Origin of the sequence: Xanthomonas citri pv. mangiferaeindicae (genome assembly GCA_002240395.1) — a bacterium.
Lineage (GTDB): Bacteria > Pseudomonadota > Gammaproteobacteria > Xanthomonadales > Xanthomonadaceae > Luteimonas > Luteimonas citri_A.
In genome coordinates this window covers 1,046,834-1,071,969 of record CP016836.1, presented here as the reverse complement: position 1 = coordinate 1,071,969, position 25,136 = coordinate 1,046,834, and the positions used below count along the sequence as shown (strand labels likewise).

The 25,136-nt window shown below is 61.0% G+C and carries 11 protein-coding genes and 1 pseudogene; 5 read left to right on the top strand and 7 right to left on the bottom strand.

All coding sequences use genetic code 11. The annotated features are described in order from the left end of the window. Nucleotides 1-153: 153 nt before the first annotated feature. The 3 genes from BEN78_04545 to BEN78_04535 are packed head-to-tail and all read right to left on the bottom strand — an operon-like array spanning nucleotide 154 to nucleotide 2,816. The gene (locus tag BEN78_04545) at nucleotides 154-564 is read right to left on the bottom strand and encodes a hypothetical protein (protein ASR42763.1); all 411 of its coding nucleotides are present in this window, start codon (nucleotides 562-564) and stop codon (nucleotides 154-156) included. Between the two features lie 6 nt (nucleotides 565-570). Further along, nucleotides 571-1,011, bottom strand: a complete 441-nt coding sequence (locus BEN78_04540; GenBank protein ID ASR42762.1) for a two-component system response regulator — start codon at nucleotides 1,009-1,011, stop codon at nucleotides 571-573. Next, entirely contained in the window at nucleotides 1,008-2,816 is a 1,809-nt protein-coding gene (locus tag BEN78_04535) for a histidine kinase (GenBank protein ASR42761.1), read from the bottom strand. The genes BEN78_04540 and BEN78_04535 overlap by 4 nt, the downstream gene beginning before the upstream one ends. Before the next feature lie 263 nt (nucleotides 2,817-3,079). Between BEN78_04535 and BEN78_04530 the strand changes: the two genes are divergently transcribed. Both BEN78_04530 and BEN78_04525 read left to right on the top strand, forming a co-directional pair. Further along, the gene (locus BEN78_04530; GenBank protein ID ASR42760.1) at nucleotides 3,080-5,770 is read left to right on the top strand and encodes a pyruvate dehydrogenase (acetyl-transferring), homodimeric type; all 2,691 of its coding nucleotides are present in this window, start codon (nucleotides 3,080-3,082) and stop codon (nucleotides 5,768-5,770) included. Between the two features lie 1,475 nt (nucleotides 5,771-7,245). Beyond that, nucleotides 7,246-9,282, top strand: a complete 2,037-nt coding sequence (locus tag BEN78_04525) for a hypothetical protein (GenBank protein ID ASR44907.1) — start codon at nucleotides 7,246-7,248, stop codon at nucleotides 9,280-9,282. A gap of 3,397 nt (nucleotides 9,283-12,679) precedes the next feature. Here the strand turns inward: BEN78_04525 and BEN78_04520 are convergent. Beyond that, complete coding sequence (locus BEN78_04520; GenBank protein ID ASR42759.1) at nucleotides 12,680-13,036, bottom strand: hypothetical protein; 357 nt, start codon at nucleotides 13,034-13,036, stop codon at nucleotides 12,680-12,682. Between the two features lie 472 nt (nucleotides 13,037-13,508). Here BEN78_04520 and BEN78_04515 point away from each other — a divergent pair. Then, nucleotides 13,509-14,315, top strand: a pseudogene (locus tag BEN78_04515) (transposase). A 1,614-nt stretch (nucleotides 14,316-15,929) separates the two neighbouring features. Here the strand turns inward: BEN78_04515 and BEN78_04510 are convergent. Beyond that, nucleotides 15,930-16,472, bottom strand: a complete 543-nt coding sequence (locus BEN78_04510; GenBank protein ID ASR42758.1) for a hypothetical protein — start codon at nucleotides 16,470-16,472, stop codon at nucleotides 15,930-15,932. A 1,703-nt stretch (nucleotides 16,473-18,175) separates the two neighbouring features. Between BEN78_04510 and BEN78_04505 the strand changes: the two genes are divergently transcribed. Next, complete coding sequence (locus BEN78_04505) at nucleotides 18,176-20,536, top strand: TonB-dependent receptor (GenBank protein ASR42757.1); 2,361 nt, start codon at nucleotides 18,176-18,178, stop codon at nucleotides 20,534-20,536. Nucleotides 20,537-20,708: 172 nt separating this feature from the next. Continuing rightward, complete coding sequence (locus tag BEN78_04500; protein ID ASR44906.1) at nucleotides 20,709-22,694, top strand: dipeptidyl aminopeptidase; 1,986 nt, start codon at nucleotides 20,709-20,711, stop codon at nucleotides 22,692-22,694. Here the strand turns inward: BEN78_04500 and BEN78_04495 are convergent. Both BEN78_04495 and BEN78_04490 read right to left on the bottom strand, forming a co-directional pair. Further along, on the bottom strand, nucleotides 22,691-24,430 hold the full coding sequence (locus BEN78_04495; protein ASR42756.1) for a hypothetical protein: 1,740 nt from the start codon (nucleotides 24,428-24,430) through the stop codon (nucleotides 22,691-22,693). The genes BEN78_04500 and BEN78_04495 overlap by 4 nt on opposite strands. Then, the gene (locus BEN78_04490; GenBank protein ASR42755.1) at nucleotides 24,430-25,101 is read right to left on the bottom strand and encodes a hypothetical protein; all 672 of its coding nucleotides are present in this window, start codon (nucleotides 25,099-25,101) and stop codon (nucleotides 24,430-24,432) included. The genes BEN78_04495 and BEN78_04490 overlap by 1 nt, the downstream gene beginning before the upstream one ends. Nucleotides 25,102-25,136: the final 35 nt, after the last annotated feature.

Sequence of the window (25,136 nt, the reverse complement as noted above, 5' to 3'; positions counted from 1 at the left end):
CCCATCCCAGCCTTCCACCCGTAAAGGGCGCAATGCCCCGCAAGCGGGGAAGGAGCCACGTGCATCGCGCAATCCGCCACCTCCCCCGCACCGCGGGGAGGTCGGCACGCGTAGCGTGTCGGGTGGGGCCGGGGCTTTCAGCGCAGCCCCCTCTCACTCCGCCTTGCCGTCCTCCGCCGCCAGCACCTCGGCCAGCGCCGCCGGCAGGCGGTCGAGCTGGTCCTTGTGGACCAACGCATCGCCCTGAGGCATCACGTCGCCCGGCAGGCCGTAGGCCGAGCCGGTCATGAACACCACCGGCACCCCGGGGCGCAGCCGGCGGGTGAGCGCCAGCGCTTCCGCGCCCGAGAACCCCGGCAGGTTGACGTCCGACAGCACCACGCGCGGCGCGAAGGCTTCCAGCGCCTCCACCAGCCCCGCCTCGCTGTGGACCCGCCGCGTCTCGACCGCCAGCCCTGCATCGCGCAGGGCCAGTTCGGCCAGCTCGGCATCGTCGCGCGAATCGTCGACGATCAGGACACGCAGGCGTCCAGCCCGCGCGCCATGGCCTTCATCGTCTCCCATGCGGGCTCACTCTTCCTCGGGCACTTCGTTGAGCACGGCCCAGAACTTGCCCAGCGTGCGCACCGCGTCGAAGAACTGATCGACGTCGACCGGCTTGACCACGTACGCGTTCACGCCCAGGTCCCAGCTGCGCGCCAGGTCGCTTTCCTCGCGCGAGGACGACAGGATCACCACCGGCATGCGCTTGAGCGTCTCGTGGTCGCGCAGCTGCTTGAGCACCTCCAGGCCATCCATGCGCGGCATCTTGATGTCCAGCAGCAGCACCGCCGGGTCGCCCTCGGCGCGATTGGCGAACTTGCCGCGGCGGAACAGATAGTCCACCGCCTCGACGCCGTCCTCGACATGCACGATCGGGTTGGCGAGATTGGCTTCGCGCAGCGCATCGATCGCCATCTCGGCATCGTGCGGGCTGTCCTCGGCGAGAAGGATGGTGCGGATTTCGCTCATTGCTGTTTTCCTGGTGAGGACAGAAGGCCCGGCTCCTGGGCGGAGGCGGGAAGGGTGAAGAAGAACGTGGCGCCCTGGCCCGGGGCCGACTCGGCCCAGATCCGCCCGCCGTGGCGCCCGAGCACGCGCCGCACGCTGGCCAGCCCGACGCCGGTGCCGGGAAACTCGCTGGCCGAATGCAGGCGCTGGAACACGCCGAACAGCTTGCCCGCGTACTGCATGTCGAAGCCCGCGCCGTTGTCGCGGACCGAGAACTCGTAGCCGCCGTCGTCCAGCCGCCGGCAGGTGACCTCGACCGTCGCAGGTTCGCTGCCGCTGCTGTACTTGACCGCGTTGCCCAGCAGGTTCAACCACACCTGCCGCAGCATGTTCTCGTCACCGACCACGATCGGCAGCGGCGCGATCGTCCACTCGATCCGGTGGTCGGGCTTCTCGGCCTTCGCGTTGCTGTCGAGCATCGCGCGTGCGTCGGACACCATCGTCTGCAGGTCCACGCTCTGCAGCCGCAGTGCGCTGCGACCCAGGCGCGAATACACCAGCAGATCGTCGATCAGTGTGGACATGCGCCGCGCCGAACTGCCGATGACATTGAGGTAGTGGCTGCTCTTCTCGTCGATGTTCTCGCCCAGATGGCGGCCGAGCTTGTCGGCGAAGCCGGCGATGTGCCGCAGCGGCGCGCGCAGGTCGTGGGAGACCGAATAACTGAAGGCCTCCAACTCGCGATTGACGTCGGAGACCTGCTCGATTTTGCCCTCGAGCTGCTGATTGAGCTCGCGGATCTGCCGCTCGCTGATGCTCTGCGCGGTCACGTCGGAGGCGGTGATCAGCGCCACCGCATCGTCGCGGTCGGGCAGCGGCATGCGCCGGGCGTTGAGCAGCATCGTGCGCTCCACGCCGTCGACGGTGGACTGGCTCAGGCGGTAGTCCCACAGCTCGCGGTTGCGCGCCAGCACGTCGTGCAGCCGGCGCAGCGTCTCGGCATCGTGCCAGGCGCCGTCGCCGATCTCGGCCAGCGCATGCCCGCGCGCATCGTCGTCCACGCCGTAGAGCTCGGCGAATGCGGCGTTGTGCATCACCACCCGCTGCTGGTTGTCGACCAGCACGATCGGCTCGCGCACGCTATCGAGCACCGCCAGCGCCCGGCTACTGGCACTCAGCGCCTGGCGCTCGGCGGCCACGCGGCCGGTCTGCTGGCGCAGTGCGAAGTAGCTGGCCGCCGCCAGCAGCAGCAACTGCACCACCATCGCCGCCCAGCTCGACAGCTCGGCATTGCGGTTGGCACGCGCAGCCACGGCCTTGCGGTCCGCCAGCAAGGCCTCTTCCTCGGCCACCACGTCCATCACCAGCCGCTGGATCGGGTAGAGCACGATCATCTCGTCGATCTGCCGGTTGGTCGCCGCCTCCTCGGCGTCGATCACCTGGTCGATCCGCGCCAGGCGCTGCTCGAGCATGTTGCGCAGCGCGCCCAGCCGCGCCTGCTGCGCCGGGTTGTCCCGGGTCAGCTCCAACACCGCCTCGACATTGGGCAGGATCCGCTCGCGCGCATCGCGGATCCGCTCGCGCAGCAGCGGCGAATCGATCCCGCGGGTCAGCGCGATCGCGGCGGCCTCCAGGCTGCGGGCGTCGGCCGAAACCGACTGCACCAGGGTCTGGATCTCGCGGGTGTGCACCACCTCGAGCGTCGCCTCGTCGGCCTCGCCGATCGCCGCGCGCATGATCAGGAACGGCCCGACCACGATCAGCACGATCGCCACCCCGAGCGCGGGCAGCTGCCAACGGCTGGAACGCGAGGCGGTATGGGGCATCGGGATGGGCTCGGGCGCGGGCGGGGGGCGCAATCATGCCGCATCCTCCCCTGAACACGGGATCATGGCGGACGGCCGGGCCGCCCGCAATCGGGCAATGGCTGCCGGACCCGGTCGGCGAGCCGGACCTGGGCAGACGCACCGCTGGAACGCGCTGTCCCTCCCCCGCGGCCGGCGCGCCCGGCAGAACGCGCCTGTTAGAATCGACCGTTCGACAACGACCCCTTGCACGCGGCCGCGCGCGCCGCGCTGGAGCACATCTGATGAACTGGTTGAACGACGTCCTGCAGAACGACCCCGATCCGACCGAGACCCGCGAGTGGATCGAGTCGCTCAAGGCGGTCATCGACGTCGGCGGCCCCGAGCGCGCGCACCAACTGCTCGAGAACATGGTCGAGCTGACCCGCCGCGCCGGCGCCCACCTGCCGTTCGCGCCGACCACCGAATACGTCAACACCATCCCGGCCCACCTCGAGCCGAAGATGCCGGGCAACAGCGACCTGGAATGGCGCATCCGCTCGATCATCCGCTGGAACGCGATGGCGATGGTCGTGCGCGCCAACCGCAAGCCCGGCGACCTGGGCGGCCACCTGGCCAGCTTCGCCTCCAGCGCCACGCTCTACGACGTGGGCTTCAACCACTTCTTCCGCGCGCCTTCGGCCGACCACCCGGGCGACCTGATCTGCACCCAGGGCCACAGCTCGCCGGGCATCTACGCCCGCTCGTTCCTGGAAGGGCGCATCAGCGAAGAGCAGATCGACCACTTCCGCATGGAAGTCGACGGCAAGGGCGTCTCGTCCTACCCGCACCCCTGGCTGATGCCCGACTACTGGCAGCTGCCGACCGTCTCGATGGGGCTGGGCCCGATCGCGGCCATCTACCAGGCCCGCAACTGGAAGTACCTCGAAGCCCGCGGCCTGATGCCGCGCACCGACCGCAAGGTCTGGTGCTTCCTGGGCGACGGCGAGACCGACGAGCCCGAGAGCCTGGGCGCGATCTCGGTGGCCGGCCGCGAAGGCCTGGACAACCTGGTGTTCGTGATCAACTGCAACCTGCAGCGCCTCGACGGCCCGGTGCGCGGTAACGGCAAGATCATCCAGGAGCTGGAAGGCCAGTTCCGCGGCGCCGGCTGGAACGTCGTCAAGACGATCTGGGGCAGCTACTGGGACCCGCTGCTGGCCAAGGACAAGGACGGCATGCTCAAGAAGCTGATGATGGAGACCGTCGACGGCGAGTACCAGAACTGCAAGGCCTTCGGCGGCGCGTACACGCGCGAGCACTTCTTCGGTAAGTACCCCGAGACCGCCAACCTCGTCGCCAACCTCAGCGACGACGACATCTGGCGCCTCAACCGTGGTGGCCATGACCCGCACAAGGTCTTCGCCGCTTACCAGAACGCGATGGACACCAAGGGCCAGCCCACGGTGATCCTGGCCAAGACCGTCAAGGGCTACGGCCTGGGCAGCGCCGGCGAGGCGCTCAACCCCACCCACAACACCAAGAAGCTCGACGACGACGCGGTGCGCACGTTCCGCGACCGCTTCAAGATCCCGGTCTCCGACGCCGCGCTCAAGGACGGCGATGTGCCGTTCTACCACCCCGGCAAAGATTCGGAGGAAGTGCAGTACCTGCTCGAGCGCCGCGAAAAGCTGGGCGGCTTTTTGCCCCAGCGCCGCCGCAAGAGCACCGAAAGCCTCAAGGCGCCCGAGCTCAAGGTGTTCGACCGCCTGATGCAGGACACCGGCGAACGCGAGATCAGCACCACCATGGCCTTCGTGCAGTCGCTCTCGGTGATCCTGCGCGACAAGCAGGTGGGCCCGCGCGTGGTGCCGATCGTCGCCGACGAAGCCCGCACCTTCGGCATGGAAGGCCTGTTCCGCCAGCTGGGCATCTACGCCCCGCAGGGCCAGAAGTACAAGCCGGTGGACCGCGACCAGCTGATGTACTACCGCGAAGACGCGGCCGGCCAGGTGCTGGAAGAGGGCATCACCGAAGCCGGCGCGTTCGCCAGCTGGATGGCCGCGGCCACCAGCTACAGCACCAACGACCTGCCGATGCTGCCGTTCTACATCTACTACTCGATGTTCGGCTTCCAGCGCATCGGCGACGCCGCCTGGCAGGCAGCCGACATGCGCGCCCGCGGCTTCCTGCTGGGCGCCACCGCGGGGCGCACCACGCTCAACGGCGAAGGCCTGCAGCACGAAGACGGCCACAGCCACCTGCTCTCGGGCGCCATTCCCAACTGCCGCAGCTACGACCCCACCTTCGCCGGTGAGGTGGCGGTGATCCTGCAGTACGGCATGCAGCGCATGCTCGACGAACAGCAGGACGAGTACTTCTACATCACCCTGATGAACGAGAACTACCCGCACCCGGCCGTCACCCCCGAGGCCGCCGAGGGCATCATCAAGGGCATGTACCTGCTCAAGGATGCAGGCAAGGCCAAGAAGAGCGAAGTGCGCGTGCAGCTGCTGGGCTCGGGCACCATCCTGCGCGAAGTCATCGCCGCCGCCGAACTGCTGGACAAAGACTTCGGCGTGACCGCCGACATCTGGTCCTGCCCCAGCTTCACCGAGCTGCGCCGCGACGGCTTCGACGCCGAGCGCTGGAACCGCTTCAACCCCGAAGCCAAGACCCGCCGCAAACCCTACGTAACCGAACAGCTCGAAGGTCGCCCGGGCCCGGTGATCGCCGCGACGGACTACGTACGCGCCTTCGCCGATCAGATCCGCGCCTTCGTGCCGCACACCTACACCGTGCTGGGCACCGATGGCTTCGGCCGCTCCGACACCCGCGCCAACCTGCGCCGCCACTTCGAGGTGGACCGCTACTACATCGCCCAGGCGGCGATCGACGCACTGGCGAAGGACGGCAAGATGACCGGCAAGGATGTGGCCAGGGCGATCAAGCTGTATAAGATCGATCCGGAGAAGGCGAATCCGGTTGGGGTTTGAGGTTTCATAGGTGTACTTTGGAGTAGGGAGGGCGGCCTAATGGCCGCCCTTTTGCATTAGCCTTTGAGAAATCTTTGCAATAGATCAACCGGAAAGCTATGGCTCTCAAAAAATTATCTGTGATGCTATAGGCCTGCGAATCTAGACATCTAGAAGTCTGGAATAAATAGTATCGTTTCAATAGAAAATATGACGCCAATGGAATCAGCTTGCGAGGATGGAGAGAAAAAAGCGCCCGTTGCGCGCCCTCTCATGGCAATACGGCCTCGGGATCTCCTGAGTGCTGAAGTTGCAAAATTTTTGGAGATGTCATTGGGGCGTTTGGTACGCCGGCGCGACGGAATCTTTTTTTCAAACTCCAATCTCGCTAATTATGTCTCTAGCAGAGTAAAGAATCTCCTTATATCTGGAGCTAGTGTGGCTGATCCTACGTGTGGCGCCGGGGATCTATTGCTAGCTTGCTTGAGGTACTTTCCAACAGAAGATGATGCTGCTAGTACTGCGCGTAGCTTTGCAAGGAGTATTTATGGCTATGATCTTCAGCCGGAGTTCGTCGAGGCTACGCGGCTTCGAGTCGCTGCCTTTGCTGCGCGAGTTCACAAAGTTGAGGCGGTAGATGACTATGCTTCGTTATCAAAGTTATTCAAGAATATTGTTAATCGAGATTACCTGAAAGTTGCCAAGAGTCTTGGTCGGATCGACGTTATAGTAACTAACCCGCCATTTGGTAACGTGGTTGTTTCTCGTGATTGTCAGTGGTCAAGTGGGAAAACACAGAGAGCTGCAGTATTCATAGAATCTCTGATTATTAATGCTAAGGTTGGTCAGCATATAGTTGCAATTCTTCCCGACGTGCTCCGGAGTGGGTCAAGGTATCTTCGCTGGCGAACGTTGGTCGAAAATTCATGTCAGATCCTCGACATCCATCCCTATGGCAGCTTCGGGGCTAGCGCTGACGTCGATGTATTCGTATTGCACTTGATTAAAGGAGTTTCGGATGCGAACTCAGCTCTCACCGGTGACTGGGCGCGGCATACGTCAAACCCGGGTGCCGCCAAGATCTCCGACAGATTTGACGTAAGCATTGGCTCTGTCGTGCCGCATAGACATCCCAATGAAGGGCGATGGTGTTCTTACATAGACGTATCGAGGGCGACGCCTAATTCAGAGGTTGTAAAACTAGGGAAAAGACGATTTAAAGGAAGAATTTTCGACCCTCCTTTTGTTGTCGTGCGCAGGACTTCCAGCCCATCTGATGACAGAAGGATAGTGCCGACGTTAGTAAACGCGGAAGATCCTGTGGCTGTCGAGAATCATTTAATAGTTATTTCGCCGCACGATAAAAATATTCTGACATGCAGGATTCTCATGAATTTGCTTGCGCAACAGGAAGTTGACTTGTGGGTAAATAGTGCAAATAGGTGCCGGCATCTGACGAAGGGCTTGGTCGAGAACATCCCTCTTGGAGAAGGAATGTGAAGGCAGCTTTTAAGTTTTCTCCGAAGATTTTAGCTAGATTGGGTGAGGAGCTTAATCAGACATTCGAACAAAGCATTATCGAGCTTGTAAAGAACTCGTACGACGCGGATGCTAGGAAGTGCAAAATCAGGCTGAGTTCGACATTGGCCCCTGGTGGCGAGATAGTCGTTGAAGATGATGGGGTTGGTATGCTTCCTCAGCAGATAGTGAATGGTTGGCTAGTTCTAGGAAGCTCTAGCAAAAGCTCAGATCAGAAGACCAAGAAGGGTCGATTCCAAGCAGGAAACAAGGGGCTAGGCCGGCTCGCGGCGCTTAGGATGGGGCATGAGGTGACCCTTTCTTCCGTTTCCGCGAAAAGCAAGGGCATGGAGAGCTCGCTTAGAATCGCTTGGTCCAACTATGACAACGCTCAAACAGTAGAAAATGTACCCATAGAAATAACAAGGAAGAAGGTAAGAAAGAAGAGGGGTACGGTTATTAGGCTAAAAGGAATACGGTCTGCTATCGGCGTATCCGAAGTTAAAAAGCTGGCCCGAGCGCTTGTTCTTCTTTCAAATCCATTCCAAGACTCATCTTCTGGATTTGAAGTTGAATTGCTGGCTGAAGAATACAACGATGTGGCTTCCATTGTAAGTAATAAGTACTTTGAGTTCGCCGATTTTCACCTTCAAGCCATCATGGTTGATGGTGGCTTCGTGGATTATAAAGTTCTTGATTGGCGCGGCGAGGTCCTAGCTCATTTCAGGGGTGAGGAAAAGTACGAGGCGCCGGCCCTAGTATTTGACTTATGGGCCTTCAGGCTAAGCAAGGATGGGTATAGCACCGGTAAGGTTAGTCAGAGTGAATTAAGAGGCTGGCTTGGGAACTTTGGCGGAGTTCATGTTTACGAGCGAGGAGTGCGTGTTGCTCCGTATGGAAATCAGGGCGATGACTGGTTGCAGCTAAACCTTACTCGAGCTAGAAACCCTGAAGAACGGCCCAGTACGAACAACTCAATCGGAAGACTAAGCATATCTCCGTCCCGGAGATATCGACTGGTCCAGAAGACTGATCGAACTGGGTTTATCGAAGACGAAACTTTTTTAGAAGTTAAGAGATTCGCGACAGATGCATTGGGTTGGTTTGCGAAGTGGCGGTTGAAGCAGGCTGAAGCGCGGCGTAAGAAAGCTAATGAAGACGCGCCTAAGGAGACCGTTCGCGAGCGAAGCAAAGTAGAAGCGGTTCTTTCGTCTGCACCAAAAGATCTACAGGAATCCCTCCGCGCCGCTTTTAGAGGCTATGAGCGAACGCGTGATAAGGAGGCTGAGACCTTAAGAAAGGAAATTCAGCTCTACAGGACACTAAGTACTGCTGGAATAACGGCCGCTACTTTTGCACACGAGTCGCAAGGGAATCCTCTAAAGCGGATAGATATAAGTGTAAGAGCATTGCGATCCAGAATTCCAAGAATTGTCGCCGCTGAAGACGTTCCTAAAGTAATGGGTCCTGTCGATGATATAGCTACTGCTTCAAAAGGACTTTCTATTCTTAGCGCAGCCACTTTGAGTCTTGTGCAAAGCGCCAAGCGTCGTGTGGGCCGCGTTGATATTTATACCACGATCCGAAAAATAGAAAGATTTTTTAAGCCCTTCCTTAAAGCCCGCGGGTCGGAGCTAAGGGTGGATATAGGGAGCGATAATCCATACCTTCGAGGTTCCGAGGCAGCTGTTGAGTCCATAATAACAAACCTAATAAACAATTGCCTTTCAATCTTTGAGGCGAGTGGGACAGAGAACAGAGTAATTGAGATTGTCGCGGATGTGGATGGCGAGAAAGTTGTAATTGAAGTTAATGACAGCGGGCCAGGGATTACAGGTATTGATGTGTCAGAAATATGGCTGCCTGGAGTCACTTCTAATCCTGAGGGAACAGGCCTCGGCCTCACAATCGTTAGAGATACTGTCAGGGATTTAGGAGGGGCGGCATTCGTGCAAACAAGCGGTCGTCTCGGTGGTGCGGAGTTTAAGGTTGTTTTGCCAATACTGGGGAAATGAGTATGGCGATTATAGTTGGCAATAGATCAATAAATTCGGTTGCCCTAATTGACGATGATGATAACGTCAGGAGGGGATATAGGTACTCGACAGACGATCTCGAGCTTGCCGCTAAAGACGTTGAGGGGCCAATCAGGGATCTAGATACATTGGTGAGTTCGTTTAAGGAGTCATTAGATGCGGTTATATGTGATTATAATCTTAAAACTAGCAATTACTCTTACGTTAACGGCGATGAGGTTTGTGTAAGTCTATATAAGAACAATATCCCGGCTGTTTTGTGCACTAGGTTCGATGGAAGCTTGCCTTCGCCAATCAGGAAGAATCGCAGATACATACCTATGGTGGTTGCGCCGTCTGAGCTTGATTCTGAGATATTGCGTGTAGCGTTAAGTGTGTGCGTTGATGAGTTGGCGGGTAACTACATCAAAGAGCGCAAACCGCACCGTGCCATGTTGCGAGTTGAGGGCGGGGAGCTGTATGAAGGGTCCGGGGTAATAGTCCTTAATCTACTGGTTCCATCTTGGAATCCATCGCATTTGTTTACAATGGAGATTGATCCCTCTGCTGGAAAGGCATATGAGCTCGCGTCGCGTGCGGTGAGCAGTGGCGATGTGGTTAGGATGTTTGCCGACGTTAATTTGGGCGCGGAATCTGTGGACGATCTATTTGTCTCGGAATGGAGGCTGAGCTAAACATGCAGATTGATATTCTCGATGTAGGACACGGCAACGCTGCAGTGGTTCGAGACGGCGGTGTGACGGTGGTTGTTGATGCGGCGCCTGGCGGCGCCTTGCTGGATCATCTGCATGGGCTTGAGGTTGTTAGTGTTGATTTGGTAATAATATCTCATGCGGATCATGATCATATCGGCGGACTACTAGCTGTTCTAAGCTCTGGCATAGCTGTTAGGAAGGTCATTCTTAATGCGGACGGATTGAAACATACAAAATCATGGCGGGATCTTGCTTTTGTATTACAGGATGCGCAGGTCAGGGGCGAGGTTGAATTTGTCGTTGGTCTGACAGAGGGCGAGCTAAACGTTCCTGGGACAGTTGATTCTTCTTTCTATGTGCTTTCGCCATCGCCTGCGTTGGCAGCTTTGGGAGTGGGAAATAGGGGGCGCTGTGGACGTGAAATTACTAGCAACTCCATCAGTGCCGTGATTCGGGTTTGCGATCGGGGAGAGGGCGTTGCAGTCCTAGCGGGTGACATGGACGACGTGGCGCTAACTGAGCTAGAGAGGAATGGGTCTGACATGAGTGCCGATATTCTTGTATATCCGCATCATGGAGGGTTCGCTGGAGACGCTAGTGTCGACGACTTTGTGCGGCGCATATGCGCAAAATTCCGCCCTTCTAGCGTGATATTCTCAAGCGGAAGAGGGAGGTTTGATAATCCACGTAAGGAAGTGGTTGATGCCGTTAGGCGGCACGCTGGGGATGCATATATATCCTGCACACAGCTCTCTGAGAGGTGTTCGGAGCATCACCCAGGCGATACTGTTTATAAGAAGGAAAAGTATTGCGCAGGTTGCGTGAGCATTAATATTATCAATGGGGTTGTGGATTATCCGGGGCGTGACGCGCACGCACGCTTCGTCAGGGGGCTTCGAGACTCTCCTATGTGCACCCGGTAGGTCTGGGTGGGAAAGTATAATGTGCTTTTCAGGTAATACATAATGAGGATCTCGGCTCTGTCTGGCAGTGCTTGCACTTCAGCTAGGACTCCGCATTGGAGTTCTGGTGCTCTGGTGTTGAAGCTATCTGTTTGCTTTTTCTTGGATCGTATTTGGTGGATTTATGTTAGTTAGCTCTTGTCATACAAGCTAGGTGTCCTTGTAACTAATTACAGTGTTTTAGTGTTAATTTATTGACTTTTACTTCGGACTGGGAAGATTGGGGGTGTTGAGCGAGGCGCTTGCACTGGTGTGTCCAGGAGCGACGGTTGCTTGAGCCTGAAGCGCCCAAACTTTGCGCGTGGTTTAAGAAAAGATCCAGAAAGGTTTCTGGCGGTGACTTATGAATCCGAATCTGCCCACCATATTTCGAAGGCTAGGAGGTGCTTCCATAGGTGTGCATTGATAGGTCGGGATGGCATGATGCCGTTTGCGCCATTGCGGCGTTCGGGATTCGTGGCAAGGCTTGATACGACTGGCGACCAGCAGACGCTCGTCATAGATGCTGGCCGCTTGCATCCAGAGTCTTCCAGCAGGATGCGAGTGCGGAACATGCCTTTGTTTCATGCGTGCCTTAGAGAGATGCTGGCGCTGGGCTGCGAGATGCTGCGATTGCGATCGATCTGATTGTGATCGAAGAGCAGCGAGGCGTCTGGACTGCATCCTAGACGGTGTGGCGCGACGCAAACACTGCCGTCGCTTCGATCCCCAGAAGGTCGAGCAGCCTGTGGCCCAGTGCATTCGAGATGCTTGCGAGATAGCAGCTTGAGTTGCTGTAGCCGTCGCTGCGAATAGGCGAGTGCTGCGTAGGCAGCAGCGGTGCGATGGTCGCCGCGTGCGCCGTTGGGCGGGGCGGTTTGGGCACTGGCGTGAAGTACACGTTGACCAGCCAGCCTTCATTGCCCCAAGGGGGCCCGACATCTTCGAACTCGGTCGGCTTTGGGTGGCGGATGCGGCTTCGGTCACTTGACCAATCGCGCCGATCTGCCCGTCTGCGAACGAGAACACCAGGTCGCCCGGTCGAACGAGTGTCATGTTTTCGTAGGTTTGATTGAACGCGCCATTCGCGTTTCGGAAGGGCGACCACAGGTAGCCCCCGCGAACCTCAAGATCGCGTGTCTGCTTGTGATTGACCCACCAAAACGCCATCAGCGCCTCCCCCTTGGCAGAGGATATCGCGTCATAAGAACCAGGGGCGTCGTTGGGGAAGGCGGCGATCGAAACGCGATTGCTGCCGATGACCGCCTTAGCCGCTGGCGAGTAAGGCGCCAGCAGCCGGGGTGCTCCTTGCCCCGGCCCGCGCGTCTGGCGACTGGCCCGTAGGCAAGGATCGCGCGTTGCTGACGGAGGTTAGGATGCAAGTTCCGGCTCAGGATGGGCGTCGGTGGGCGCCGCAGGGGCGTGTCAGATTTTTCTGGTTGTGGCGCCAGGGATTTCTGCGACTGCCGATGCTTTGCCGCCCTAGCGGCTTTGCGCTTGGCGCCGGCCGCGGAGTCGTGCGGTAATCCCCCGCAAGTAATTGCGCGCGCCGTGGAGCATAATCTGATTGGCCGCCAAGCTCATGACGGCCACCGGGCACTACTTACAGACTAAGCGAGGCATCACGGACAGCGACTTGCATGCTGGGACAGAAGAGGCCCAAGTCGATCTTCCGTTGGAAATGGTGATTGCATGTTCTGCATGCAAAGAGATAGGGCGCTCACGGTACGATGGGGAGCATCACCTCTCCTCCTTTCGTCGAAATCTCGCTACCCCCTTGCAGCTAAAGTCCACGTTGTAGTCCTTGTGAATCGCAAAAATCAATGCGATACCTAAACCGGCTGCCGTGATAATTGTCGCTAATTCCAATCCAGTGACTGTGGCTACAGCCGCCAACCCCAGCGTACTCATCCCCCCGGTAACCGGAGCCAAGCCAACGGCAGCGGCGATTGCAGCAACGCCCGCAGCCCCGAGTCTTGCAAGCTTTCGCGTCTTCTTCAGGTCGTCAGCCAACTTTCCCAAAACGACAATCTCCTGGGCCCTTGTGTTTTTCGCCACTTCCAGCTCATCCCTTGTCGTTACGATCACACTTTTCATGACATCCCCTGTTGTTAGCACAACCACTGATGGATACCCTCGATAGGATAATCGAGGGCTGAGTCACGTCATCGATGTCGCCCAGGCAGCGATAATAGCGCTGGACTGTCTCTCTAGGTAAGACGAGACGTCGTAATCCCACCCGCTGCCTCGGGGGGGGTAGCTGACGTCAGAAGTGGAATTTTCTCGTACCCTTTCCTGAGAAGGCTCCATGAAGAAGTCCCGATTCACCGACAGCCAGATCATCGCCGTGCTCAAGCAGGCCGAGGCCGGAACACCCGTACCGGAGCTGTGCCGCGAGCACGGCATCAGCTCGGCGACGTTCTACAAGTGGCGCCGCTGGCTTGGCGGCATGGAGGTATCCATGGTCGCGCGTATGAAAGAGCTGGAGGAGGAGAACCTGCGCTTGAAGAAGATGTACGCCGAGGCCCAGCTCAGCACCGACCTGCTGAAGGAAAGTGCTTGCAAAAAAATGGTGAGGCCATCTCAGCGACGCGAGATGGCCCGATCAGCAATTGCAAACGGGCGCACGAGCATCCGGCGCGCCTGCCAGACCTTCGTGGTGAGCGAGACCTGCTTCCGCTACCAGGCCAAGACCAGCGAAGAGAACGCTCGAATCGCAGACTGGCTGGTCGGGCTGACCACAGCCCATCGAGACTGGGGGTTTGGCCTGTGCTACCTGTACCTACGCACCGTGAAGGGCTTTGTCTGGAACCACAAGCGGGTCTACCGGATCTACCGGGAGCTGGAGTTGAACCTTCGGATCAAGCCGAAGAAGCGGCTGGTGCGCGAGAGGCCCGAGCCGCTGGCAGTGCCGGGGACGATCAATCAGGTCTGGTCGATGGACTTCATGCACGACTAACTGGCCGATGGTCGTAGCTTCCGCTTGTTCAACGTGCTCGATGACTTCAATTGCGAGGGGCTGGGCATCGAAGTCGATCTGTCGCTGCCATCGGCCCGGGTGATCCGAGCGCTGGAGCAGATCATCGAGTGGAGGGGAAAACCGACCGTCATTCGCTGCGACAGCGGCCCCGAGTACATCAGTGGGGCGTTGCTGGGTTGGGCGCAGAAACGCGGCATCCGGATCGAGCACATCCAGCCAGGCAAGCCGCAGCAGAACGCCTATGTTGAGCGCTACAACCGCACAGTACGCTACGCCTGGCTGGCACCGACCCTGTTCGACACGATCGAGCAGGTGCAGACAAGGCCACGCGCTGACTCTGGACGTACAACCACGAGCGACCGAATATTGCACTCGGTGGCACCACTCCAGCAATGAAGCTGGCGATGGCTGCATAGCTCCACTTCCGGTGGCCGTTAAAAGCGGGGGGATTACCCAAGCAGGTGGGTTTAGGAGCCTATTGTAAATGCCGAGTCCTTCGTGCACAGTCCGGCGAAAAGATGCATAAGTCCCGACCAAGCCGGCAACACTAGATGCGGCTAGACCATTTTGGCGCTGTCCGTCAACGCTTGAGTGTGCTGCGGCTGCGCATTTTTTCTAGTGAGCTTTAGTAGACGCGGCGGCGCTCCAGTCCAATCAGAAGTAGATTTTGTGAACAGCTCATTTGACGGGAATCCTTCGTGGGGCTCCGTGACCTAGTGGAGAAGAAGACGGATGTTGCTGAGCAAGGATGAGGAGGTCATGGACCTGCGCCTGACGTCAATCGAGCGAAATGGACTTGATCTGGCCGTTGCTGGCCTGCGGCGTTCACTTGGCCCGGTGGATGCATACTTGGCCAAGTACTCGACAACGAACGGAATGCAAGGTCGTCGCACGATAATTTTTGGCACCAAGGCACCAGATAAAGACGGTTGCCCATTTCTCTCAATTGGTCGCGTTGAAAAACGTCACGTGCTGCGCTTTACAATAGGCAGCAAGAAAGACCGCAAGGTGCTTGAGGCAGTTGTCCGGGGCTTGTCCCTTAGTGATGCCTTAGACAGCTTGGTCTTTCCGCTGGATACGCTTTCCGCTGAAAGCGAGCGGTTCCAAGTGGTAATGGAACAGGTAAGCGAGAAGCTGAGGAGGTACCACCCGGACCTATATAGTCGCCGTGTGAATGGGAGATCACGCATGCCCTCTGCGTATCGTGAGGCGGAGACGCCAGGCCCGCAAGCGAGCGCTCTGCTCCATGAGATGGACAAGGAAGGCAGTGAAACGACGCGGCTGCGGTTGATGGAAGCACGCCTCGGGCAAGGGACGTTCCGTCGCGAAATGCTGAAGTTGTGGAATCGCCGCTGTGCCGTGACAGGCTGTGCTGTACTGAGCTTAGTCCGTGCCTCGCATGCCCAGCCATGGGCGCACGAAGTCGCGATAGAGGAGCGGCTTCCTGGAGGTAAGGAAGCACGCCTTGACCCCCACAACGGCCTACCGCTGGTTGGTACGCTGGACCTGCTGTTTGATGCCGGATTGATGACTTTCGACGACATGGGAGATGCCATCTTTGCGGACAATGGTGTCAGGAAAATGCTGTTAAGCGCCGGCCTGATTCCAAAGAAGGTGTGTCTGCGCGCTAAGCCTAAGAAGCGCCTGCGACACTACCTCGCCATCCACCGCAACGAAGTGTTTAAGGGGAAGCTGCCTGATGGTCGGGCACGCTGACTCTACGTCAGAAGTTGGCGCCTCGCACGGCGGCCAGCTGCAGTGCACAGTCGGGGCTCGGGTCCTGGCGTCGAGCCGTGCTCCGACTCAGGAAGTCGAAAATCCTCTCTTCGCTGGGACACATCTTCATGCTCAGGCACCGGTCTCGTTCAAAACTGGGCTCTCAAGCCAGTTGGATACTTAACTGCGTAGAATGTCGTTAGCAAGAACTTCGAGCTGATGACCTCGAAGGCCGGGAGCTGAGTCAATGATTCTCGGCGCCACACAGATCGCCGATGCGCGTGAGGTTAATGCTTATGGCGGAGCTCTAGGCGCGTGCATTGAAGCATGTCGGCCTGCCCCCGGCGCTAGGTCCTTCTTATTGTCGTGCTTGTGGAGACTTGGCTGGTTGGACGCGATCAGGCGAAGCAGCCTTTCGGTAACGTCTAGCGCAGTTGCCGCCCATTCGTCGTCGTCGCCGAGATGGGGCTCTTCTTTCCCGCCGTGAAAGAGGTTGTTACGTACGCGCCGTGCTGCCTCGATCAAAGCGACGGCGTCCGTCGCGTCGAGGGCCAACCGCGTGAAAGTTGCCCGACGCGAGTGCTCAGTGACCTCAACTATCTGGACCATAGGGAGGTCGCGGGGTGCAGCTAGGATCTTTGCCCGCGTCGTATTCGCAACTCGCTCCACGAATTCGGCCTGCTGTAGCTGGGTCAACGCAGCCTCCACCGCCTGCCAGTTCACTTGGGCCATTTGGTGGGGGCCGGCCTTCAGAAAGCCGGCGTCCTGCTTAAGGTGAAATTCTAGTTGTGCAAAAGCGCGGAGCAGGTTGAAGGCGAGGTCGTCGGAGACAGGCATGGAGCCATCATATGCCCATCGACCTCAGATCGGAGGGTATGACGGCAGATGGCTACGAGGTTTCAAGAAATTGCCCCTCTGACTTGGGGAAGTGATGCCTCCAGACAACTGAGCTGGCACGCGAGATCCACGCGTTGAGCGTTGCGGATTGCCGAGGTGGCGAAGGTTCGACGCAGATTTGGATAGAGGTGGCTTTGCGCCTGTTCGAGCTTGCACCTAGCGAAGGTGAAGTTTGAAGCTTGCACTGTTCGCGAGCGAGGTCTCTTCGTGAGGGCTGGACAGATGCTTGTGCCCGAGCGGCGATCAGGCGCGACTACGTTCGCGGGGGGAAGGGGGTGCCAGCAGCCGGGGTGCTCCGTTCCCTGGCCCGCGTGTCTGGCGACCCGCTCGTGGCGGGGATCACGCGTTGCTGGCGTAAGTAGAGGATGATCTTCCCATATGGATGCCGCCATCGGTCTCCTCCGCAATGGCATGTCGGAATTTTCCTACCTAGGTACTAGGGGGCTCTAGTCTTCAGATGAAGCCAGATCGCCCAGGCGGCGGCTCTGGTTAGCGGCACGCGGGGGTGCTACATTTCATGAAGAGACTGCCGCGCAGGAATGGAGCAAGGCATGCTGATGGCCCCCGTTCTAAGCATCAGATCACGTGTCGAAGGCTTCTCCCCGAGCTATCTTCTCCGCTCGCATCAAGCAGGCGCGGGAGCTGCGTGGCATCGAAAGCCAGCGAGCACTGGGCTTGATGATGGGGCTAGATAGAGAGCGTGCCAGCAGCCGAATCAACCGCTACGAAAGAGAGTCAAGTGGGATCGACTTAGACGGGCTCGCCAAGCTTGCGGAAGCACTGCAAGTACCAATGGCTTATCTGGTGGCAGAGGATGATGCTACGGCCGACGTGGTCTTGGCGCTCTCGTCGCTTTCAGCAAAGCAGCGCAGGGATCTCGCTAACTGGATTAAAGAGAAGCTCGGCGGAGATTGAGTTACTTCGCTGCAGCTGAGCGCTTACCCTTCGACTTCAATTTCGCAGCAAGCTTCTTCTGCTCTCCAGGCGGCAGGCTTGCTGCTGCGAGGATGATGTCCGCCAGCACGTCGTTGTCCGCTAGGAGATAGGCCAACGGGACGCCGAGTACCTTGGCCATCTTGCTAGTTGTCTCAAAGTCGGGCTCGGAGGTTCCGCGCTCATACCTTGTGACTCTGTTGGCCACGACATCCTCCGACAGACCAATTCGTCTTCCAAGTTCTCTTTGTGAGAGTCCCGAGGCCAAGCGTGCCTCTTTCAGCCGCTTGGTGAACATGAGTTTGATGCGAGGCGCCATGAGCCATCGAAGTCGTTCCTGTACCAATGACAGGATGGCTTCCGTACCCGCAGCATGTATGCTACAGTAAATGTAGCAGGCAAGTTCTAGCTGGGCGGCCTGCTCTCGAGGAAGGCAAACCAGAACTTAGAAGGGATGTGTGCCGATGATGCGGACGCTGAGCTTTGGCCCTTTGTGCTACATTAAATGTAGCAATGCGCTTTGTTTCGATACGAATGGATGCGCCCATGCGCAATGCGGCAGCTGCCCGTTCCGGAGAAGTAATATGGACGGCCACGCTCTTGTACTGTCGACGCTGGAGAGACGCCCCAATGAGGGAAGCTACTTGCCGGCGAAGGCCGATACGAGCGCCGTGCCTGCACCTCGCACGAAAGTGGTTTGGCATCCTGATATGCGATTGGCGTTAGCGTGTTTGGGCGTCGCTGTTCTTTCGCTGTCGGCGCCTAACGCTCTAGCGCAGGAGACGGACGCGGCGGGTGAGTCCGATGCACCCGCAGACACCCGGGAGACCGACACCGCCGCCACCCAGCTCGACACCGTCCAGGTCACCGGCACCCGCATCCGCGGCGGCACCACGGCGTCGCCGGTGATTGCCTTCGGTGCCGAGCGGATCAAGGAGGAAGGCTTCCGTGACCTGGGCGAGGTGATCCGCAGCGTGCCGCAGAACTTCGGGGGTGGGCAGAACCCCGGTGTGGCGGCCGGGGCCACGGCTGGGGCAGGGGGCGTCGCCAACCAGAACATCACCGGCGGTTCGTCGTTGAACCTACGGGGCCTGGGCGCGGATGCGACGCTGACGCTGCTCAATGGCCGGCGCATGGCCTACGGTGGCTTCTCGCAAGCGGTGGATATCGACGCGATCCCGGTCGACGCGGTCGAGCGCATCGAGATCATGGCCGATGGCGCGTCGGCCATCTACGGCTCCGATGCCGTGGGTGGTGTGGGCAACGTCATCCTCAAGCGGGAGTACACGGGTGCGGCGGTCGGTGCGCGGTACGGGCGCACCGCCGATGGCGGGCTGTCCAGCCATGGCTACACCGCCACAGCGGGCTCGGCCTGGTCGAACGGCGGCCTGATTGCGACCTACAAGTACGCGTCTGCCGATCCCATCCTGGCCAGCCAGCGGGCCTTGACTGCGTACATGCCCGCGCCGACCACGATCTATCCGGGCAGCCACTTGCGCAGTGCGCTGGTCAGCGCGCACCAGTCGATTGGCAATGCGGTGGAACTGCGCCTGGATGCCTTACGCACCGAACGGGAGCAGCGGTCCGCGGCGTACTTCAGCGGCATCTCCAGCTACTACAGCCGGTTCTCGCCTGTGACCACCACCACACTGATCGCGCCAAGCCTGGACATCGCGTTCGCCGACGATTGGCAGCTGGCTGTCGGCGCCACGTGGGGGCGCGACCGGCGCGTCCAGGAGGAATGGATGACCATGCTCGCCACCGGCGAGGTGCTGCCGTCGCCGTACGACGATTGCTACTGCAACGAGAGCCGCGCCTATGAGGCCGGGGTGGAAGGGCCGCTGTTCGCGCTGCCCGGCGGTGAGGCGCGTCTTGCCGCAGGCGTGGGCCAGCGGGAGAACAACTTTGTCCAGCGCAATGTGGTGTCCGGCGAGCGCTTGATCGAAGGAGACGAGCGCAGTCGCTTCGCGTATGCCGAGCTGAGCTTGCCGTTGCTGGCGGGCCCCGACGGGAACGGGCCCCAGCGGTTGACGCTGACGGCTGCCGTCCGGCGTGAGTCGTACGACAGCTTCGGCAGTGTCGCCACGCCGAAGCTCGGGCTTGTGTATAGCCCCACTGGCGACTACACGCTCAAGGCTTCATGGGGTAGGTCGTTCAAGGCGCCGACGCTGCTTCAGCAGTACCAGCGCCAGAACGCCTTGCTCTATCCGGTGGCGGTGTTCGGCGGCAGTGCCGACAGCGATGCCACGGTGCTCGCGGTCTTCGGCGGCAATCCGCAGTTGGACGCCGAGCGCGCGCGGACGTGGACGGGCTCGCTGGCGCTGCATCCGCGTGCGCTGCCCGCGCTGGAGGCGGAACTGACCGTATTCGATATCGATTACACGGACCGCGTGGTGCAGCCCGTGGGCAATTACGCTGAAGCGCTGACCAATCCCATCTACGCGCCGTTCGTCGATCGCGCGCCCACCGCCGAGGGACAGGCGCGGATCATCGAGGCGGCGGCGGGCTTCTACAACTACACCGGCGCCAGCTACGACCCCACCGATGTCACGGCGCTGCTATACGCCCACTTCGTCAATGTGGCCCGCGAGCGGATCCGGGGCGTGGATCTGTCGGGCGCCTACCGGTTCGATCTCGGGCCCGGGCGGCTGACCGTCCGCGGGGCAGGCAGCTGGCTGGACAGCTCACGCGAGAACAGCCCCGCAGATCGCGCGTTCGATCTGGCCGGCACGCTGTACAGCCCGGCGAAGGTCAATGGGCGGGTCGGCGCGGTCTGGCAGCAAGGCGGCTTCGGTGCATCGCTGTTCGCGAACTACACCAGCGGCGTGCGCAGCACGGTCGAGGGCACGAAGACCGCCTCGTTCACCACCGCCGACCTCACGTTGCGCTATGCGTTCGACAGCCAGCGCGACCCACTGACCGGTTGGGATGTCTCGCTGTCCGCGCACAACCTGTTCAATCGTGCGCCGCCGTGGCATCGGCCCACCGATCCGACCTGGCTGCCTTACGACTCGACCAACTACTCGGGCATCGGGCGGCGCCTCGATCTGTCGATCACACGTCGATTCTGAGCTGCGGCACGAGTGCGCGTTGCCCCGGCGGGCGACCGCGATCGATGCCTCGTAAGGAGAGCATGGGATGGTGATGTTCTGTGTGGGCCATGGCCGCGCGGCGATGTTGTTGGCGGTGGCATTGGCAATGGTGGTGGCGCCCTTCGATGCGGCGGCAGTGTCTCCGCGTCGTCTGGTAGAAGTGGTGGACCTCTCCGGTCTGGTCGTCTCGCCGGATGGGCGACAGCTGGCCTTCCGGGCGGATCAGCCCTCTGTCGAACGCAACACCTACGATTCGGTGTGGTACGTGCAGGATGTGGATGGTCAGGCGCCGCCGCGCAGGATCGCGGAGGGCGGTGTGCCGTTGCGCAACAGTTCGGGCGGCGCGTTGCCCGCCGCTGCGCAGTGGTCTGCCGATGGCCAATGGCTCTTCTACCGTGCCTTGCTGGATGGGCGCATCGATGTGTGGCGCGCCGCTGCGGATGGATCGGGCGCGGAACCGGTGACGCGCGAGTCGGCGAACGTCCGTGACTTCAGACTCAGCGAGGACGGCACGAGCCTGCAGTACAGCGTGGGCGCACCCCGCGCGGAGATCGCCGACGCGGAGCAGGCGGAGTACGAACGCGGCATCCATGTCGATGCGTCGATTCCGATCGGGCAGGGCGTCTTTCGCTCGGGCCATCACGAGGGACGGCTGGCGACGCAGCGGTTCACGGGGCTCGGCTTCGATCGCGAGGGCCTGCTGGAGGATGTGCCGGAGCGCTGGCTGGAGATCGACCTGCGAACGGGCGAGCGCCGCGAGTTCGTGCCTCCTGTGGCGAAGGCGCCGGTCAACCCCGCGGCCGGGGCCGCGCCGCTGGAGCGAACCCTGGTTCGCGACCCGCACAGCGGCCGCACCGCCGCCCTGACGCGCGCGTTCGCGCCCGGTGGGCCGTACACCGAGCCGGTCGCGACGCTGACGGTTCTGGACCCGCGGGGACGCGAGACCACCCGCTGCACAGCGCCTGCCTGCGTCGAGGCAGACATCACGAGTGCGCAATGGCGGCCCGGGCGCAATGAGCTGCTGTTCACCACGAGTGCCGTGGAGCAGGGGCGGGCGCAGACGATCTCCCGCTGGCATGTGGAGACGGGCGCCGTGACAACCGTGGTGGCTTCGCACGGATTGCTCAATGGCGGGCGGGATGTGGCGAGTGCGTGCGGGATATCGACCGATGCGCTGCTGTGCGTGGCTGCGGACGCCGACCGTCCGCCGCGTCTGGAACGCGTCGAGATCGAGACCGGAGATCGGCAGGTGCTGTTCGATCCGAATGCGTCGCTCGCGTTCGATCTTGCGCAGCAGGTGTCGTCCCGGTTCCTGCGCTGGCGGGATGCCGAAGGCCGCGAGTTCACCGGCCAGCTGCTGCTTGGGCAGGGCGAGGCCACGTCCGCGCGCCCATTGTTCGTGACGTACTACACCTGCAGCGGGTTTCTGCGTGGCGGCACTGGCGATGAGTGGCCGCTGGCGTCCTTTGCGCAGGCCGGCATTGCCGCCTTGTGCATCACCGCGCTTCCGCACAAGCCGGACCCGATCACGCGCTACGACGAAGGCATGTCTGCGGTCCGGAGCGTGGTGGACTTGCTGGCAGGGGAGGGCGTGGTGGATCCGGCACGCGTGGGGATGGGAGGCTTCAGCTTCGGCAGCGAAGTCACGTTATGGGTGGCTGCGGAGTCGGATCTGCTGGCCGCGGCTTCGGTGACATCGCCCGCGGTCACGCCGCTGTATCACCTGATGGGCAGCTTGCAGGGCGAGCGGTTCTCGGCCGGTCTGCAGGCGGCCTGGGGGCTGGGTGCGCCGGATGCGATGCCGGACGCGTGGAAGCGGCTGTCGCTGGCGTTCAACCGGCAGAAGGTGAGGGCGCCGGTGCTGCTGCAGATGCCCGAGCAGGAGTACCTGTATGCCCTGGATTACATCATTCCGATGGTGCGCGACGATCAGGCCGACCTCTATCTGTTCCCAACCGCGCCGCACATGAAGTTCGAGCCGCAGCACAAGCTGGCGGCCTACGAGCGCAACCTGGATTGGTTCTGCTTCTGGCTGCAAGGCGTCGAGCGTGACGGCGCCGGGAAGGCTTCGCAATATGCGCGTTGGCAGCACATGAAGCAGAAGATGCAGAGGCGGCCAGCCCCGGAAGGTGACTAGTGCTGGTGGCGGAGCCAGTTCTCGATCATGCACAGGTCGAGGATGCGAAAGAAGGACTGGTCGCGGGGCGGCAAGGTCCTGCGAAAGAAGGCGTCCAGCTCGTCTGTCGCCAGGATGCCGCGGGCGTTGAGTTCGCCATCGAGTAAGAAGCGGCGCATTCGCTCGCTGTTCCGGCGGTAGACGGCGCCCAGGTACTGCGCGAAGTCGCCTTTGCTTTTGCGGTTGAGCACCTCGGCGGGCAGGCGGTCCGCGAAGGCCGCCCTCGCGACGGACCGATTTCTGCCCTGGGCCACCCACATCCAGGAGGGCACCGTCAGGCAGGCTTCGACGACCGGTTGCGACAGCAGGGGCAGGCGCAGCGCCCGTGTGGGACCGCGCCACATGCCATGTCGGTAGAGCTGGGTACCCGCCAGGTACTGGATGCGCTCCCGGTCGCCCGGGAGTGCGCCATCGGGTGCTTGAAACCAGGGGTGGGTGTCGAGCGCGATGTTCGGCACGTCCTCGCGCAGAAGCGCGCGGTCGGCGTCGTAGGCCGCCTTGGGTGGCCGCATCAGCTTGTTGAAGGTGAGACGGGCGGCCTTCCAGCGGGTGCACTGGTGTAGCTGCGACAGGTCGCCGATAGTCCGCGCTCCTGCGAGCAGGCCACGCGCCCTGACCGCATCGGCGGCGGGTGCGGCGTTGCCCAGGTAGCAGAAGATCACATCGCCCCCGCCACCCGAGTAATGGGCCGGGCTGGTCTCGCTGCCGCCGGCGACGGCCATCGCTTCGTTGAGAGCGTGCTGGAGCACGTTGATCCGCGGCGCCACGGACCACGGTGGTGGCGCAGCGTCGAAGCGGGCCGTCGGGAAGTCGAGCTCGCGGGCATGCAGCGGGGCGCCCAACATGTTCGCCACCAGGGCGGCGTAATGCCGCTCGTCCGCCCCAGGCACCGGCGTGAACAGCGTATGGCAGCTCACCTCCGCGCTTGTCGTGGTGAGAGACGCCGCGATGATCGAAGAGTCGAGGCCTCCTGATACTTCCACCAGGATGTCGCTGTCGATTTCAGACCAAGCCCGGATCGATGACAGCACGGCGTCGTGAACGTGGCGCGCGGCCTCGTCCGGATTCTGGCGGCGTCGCGCGTCGGTGACGAAATCCCAGGGTGACCAGATTTGTTCGACGTCGGTCTTCGAACCGCGCACATGCAGCGTGCAGCCCGGCAGCAGCTCGGTGATCTGCGCCAGCGCTGTGCGAGCGGTCATCGCATGGGGGTAGGTCAGACAGACCGGCAGAAAGTCCCAGTCAACCTCCTTTCGATACAGGCCGGCGCGCGTCGCCAGCGAGATATCCGAGGTCAAGAAGCCACCGCTGGCGCCAAGCGCATAGAAGCAGGGCACGCCGCCGGACGGATCGCGCGTGACGGCCAAGGCGCCGCTTGAAGCATCATCCGGCTGTACGAGCAGATAGTCGCCCCAGCAGTGCGTCAGCAGGACAGACCGCAGGTCCGCCGCACTGCCGAACTTGGGAAGGTCCGCCGGTTGGCGCACGGGCGTGCCATCCCGTCGGAACAGATGCCCGACGATCGCGCTGCCGCTCTGAAGCTTGAGAACCGGGGTGCTCTGGTCTGCGTACAGCTTCACCGTGGCGCTGGTCATACGCAGCGACAAGCCTGCCTGAGTGAGCTTTGGTCCGGCCTCGACGTGAGCCGTGGCCGCTGCGTGGTCTTCGTCCACGATGATGAGGTAACGGTAGGGCATCAGATCACCCGGATCGGCGTGTACGACATGGCGTTGCCTACGGTGTCGTTGAGCACCAGGTCGCCGGCCTGCACCCAACAATGGGCGGAGAAGGGATCGTCGATGACGCCGAAGATGATGTTCGTCGCGAACCCGCGCTTTGTCAGGAATCTTGTCATGGCGAGTGAGTCGAGCAGGCAGCAGGTCTCAATGGGCACCTGCAGCCGCGCGCTGACGAATGTGCCCGCGGCGTTGAGCAGCCGTGCTTCTTCATGCTGGGGAAGTGGGGCGCGTACGGCGTGCTGTATCCGGCTCCGCTCGAGTGCGTCGATGATGGTCTTGAGCGCCTGCGTTCGCAGGTGCCGACGTGTGCGTACGACGATCGCCGCGACCTCAAGCAGCGTCCAGAACCCGTGTGTCCGTGCCTTTGCAGGGAGCTCGAGCATGCTCCGGCTTGGCGTGGGGCATTGCGCTTCGGCGCGCTGCTCGGCGGTCGTGGCGGTGGTGAGGATTCGGCGTTCGACCAATGCTTCGAGCCCGGCCGCATCAACAGGCTTGCCGCCGGTGTGGCGAAGAAATGCAGATTCCAGGGCGGGCCCGAGCCGGAAGTAGCGATCGCTCTCGATGTCGAGGAAGATCGCCCGTCCGTCGATCAGGCAGTACGACAGGTCGTGGCGAAGGGCGTAGGCCATCGGTGGTGTCCCGGCCGTGGGCGCACCTTTCGGTG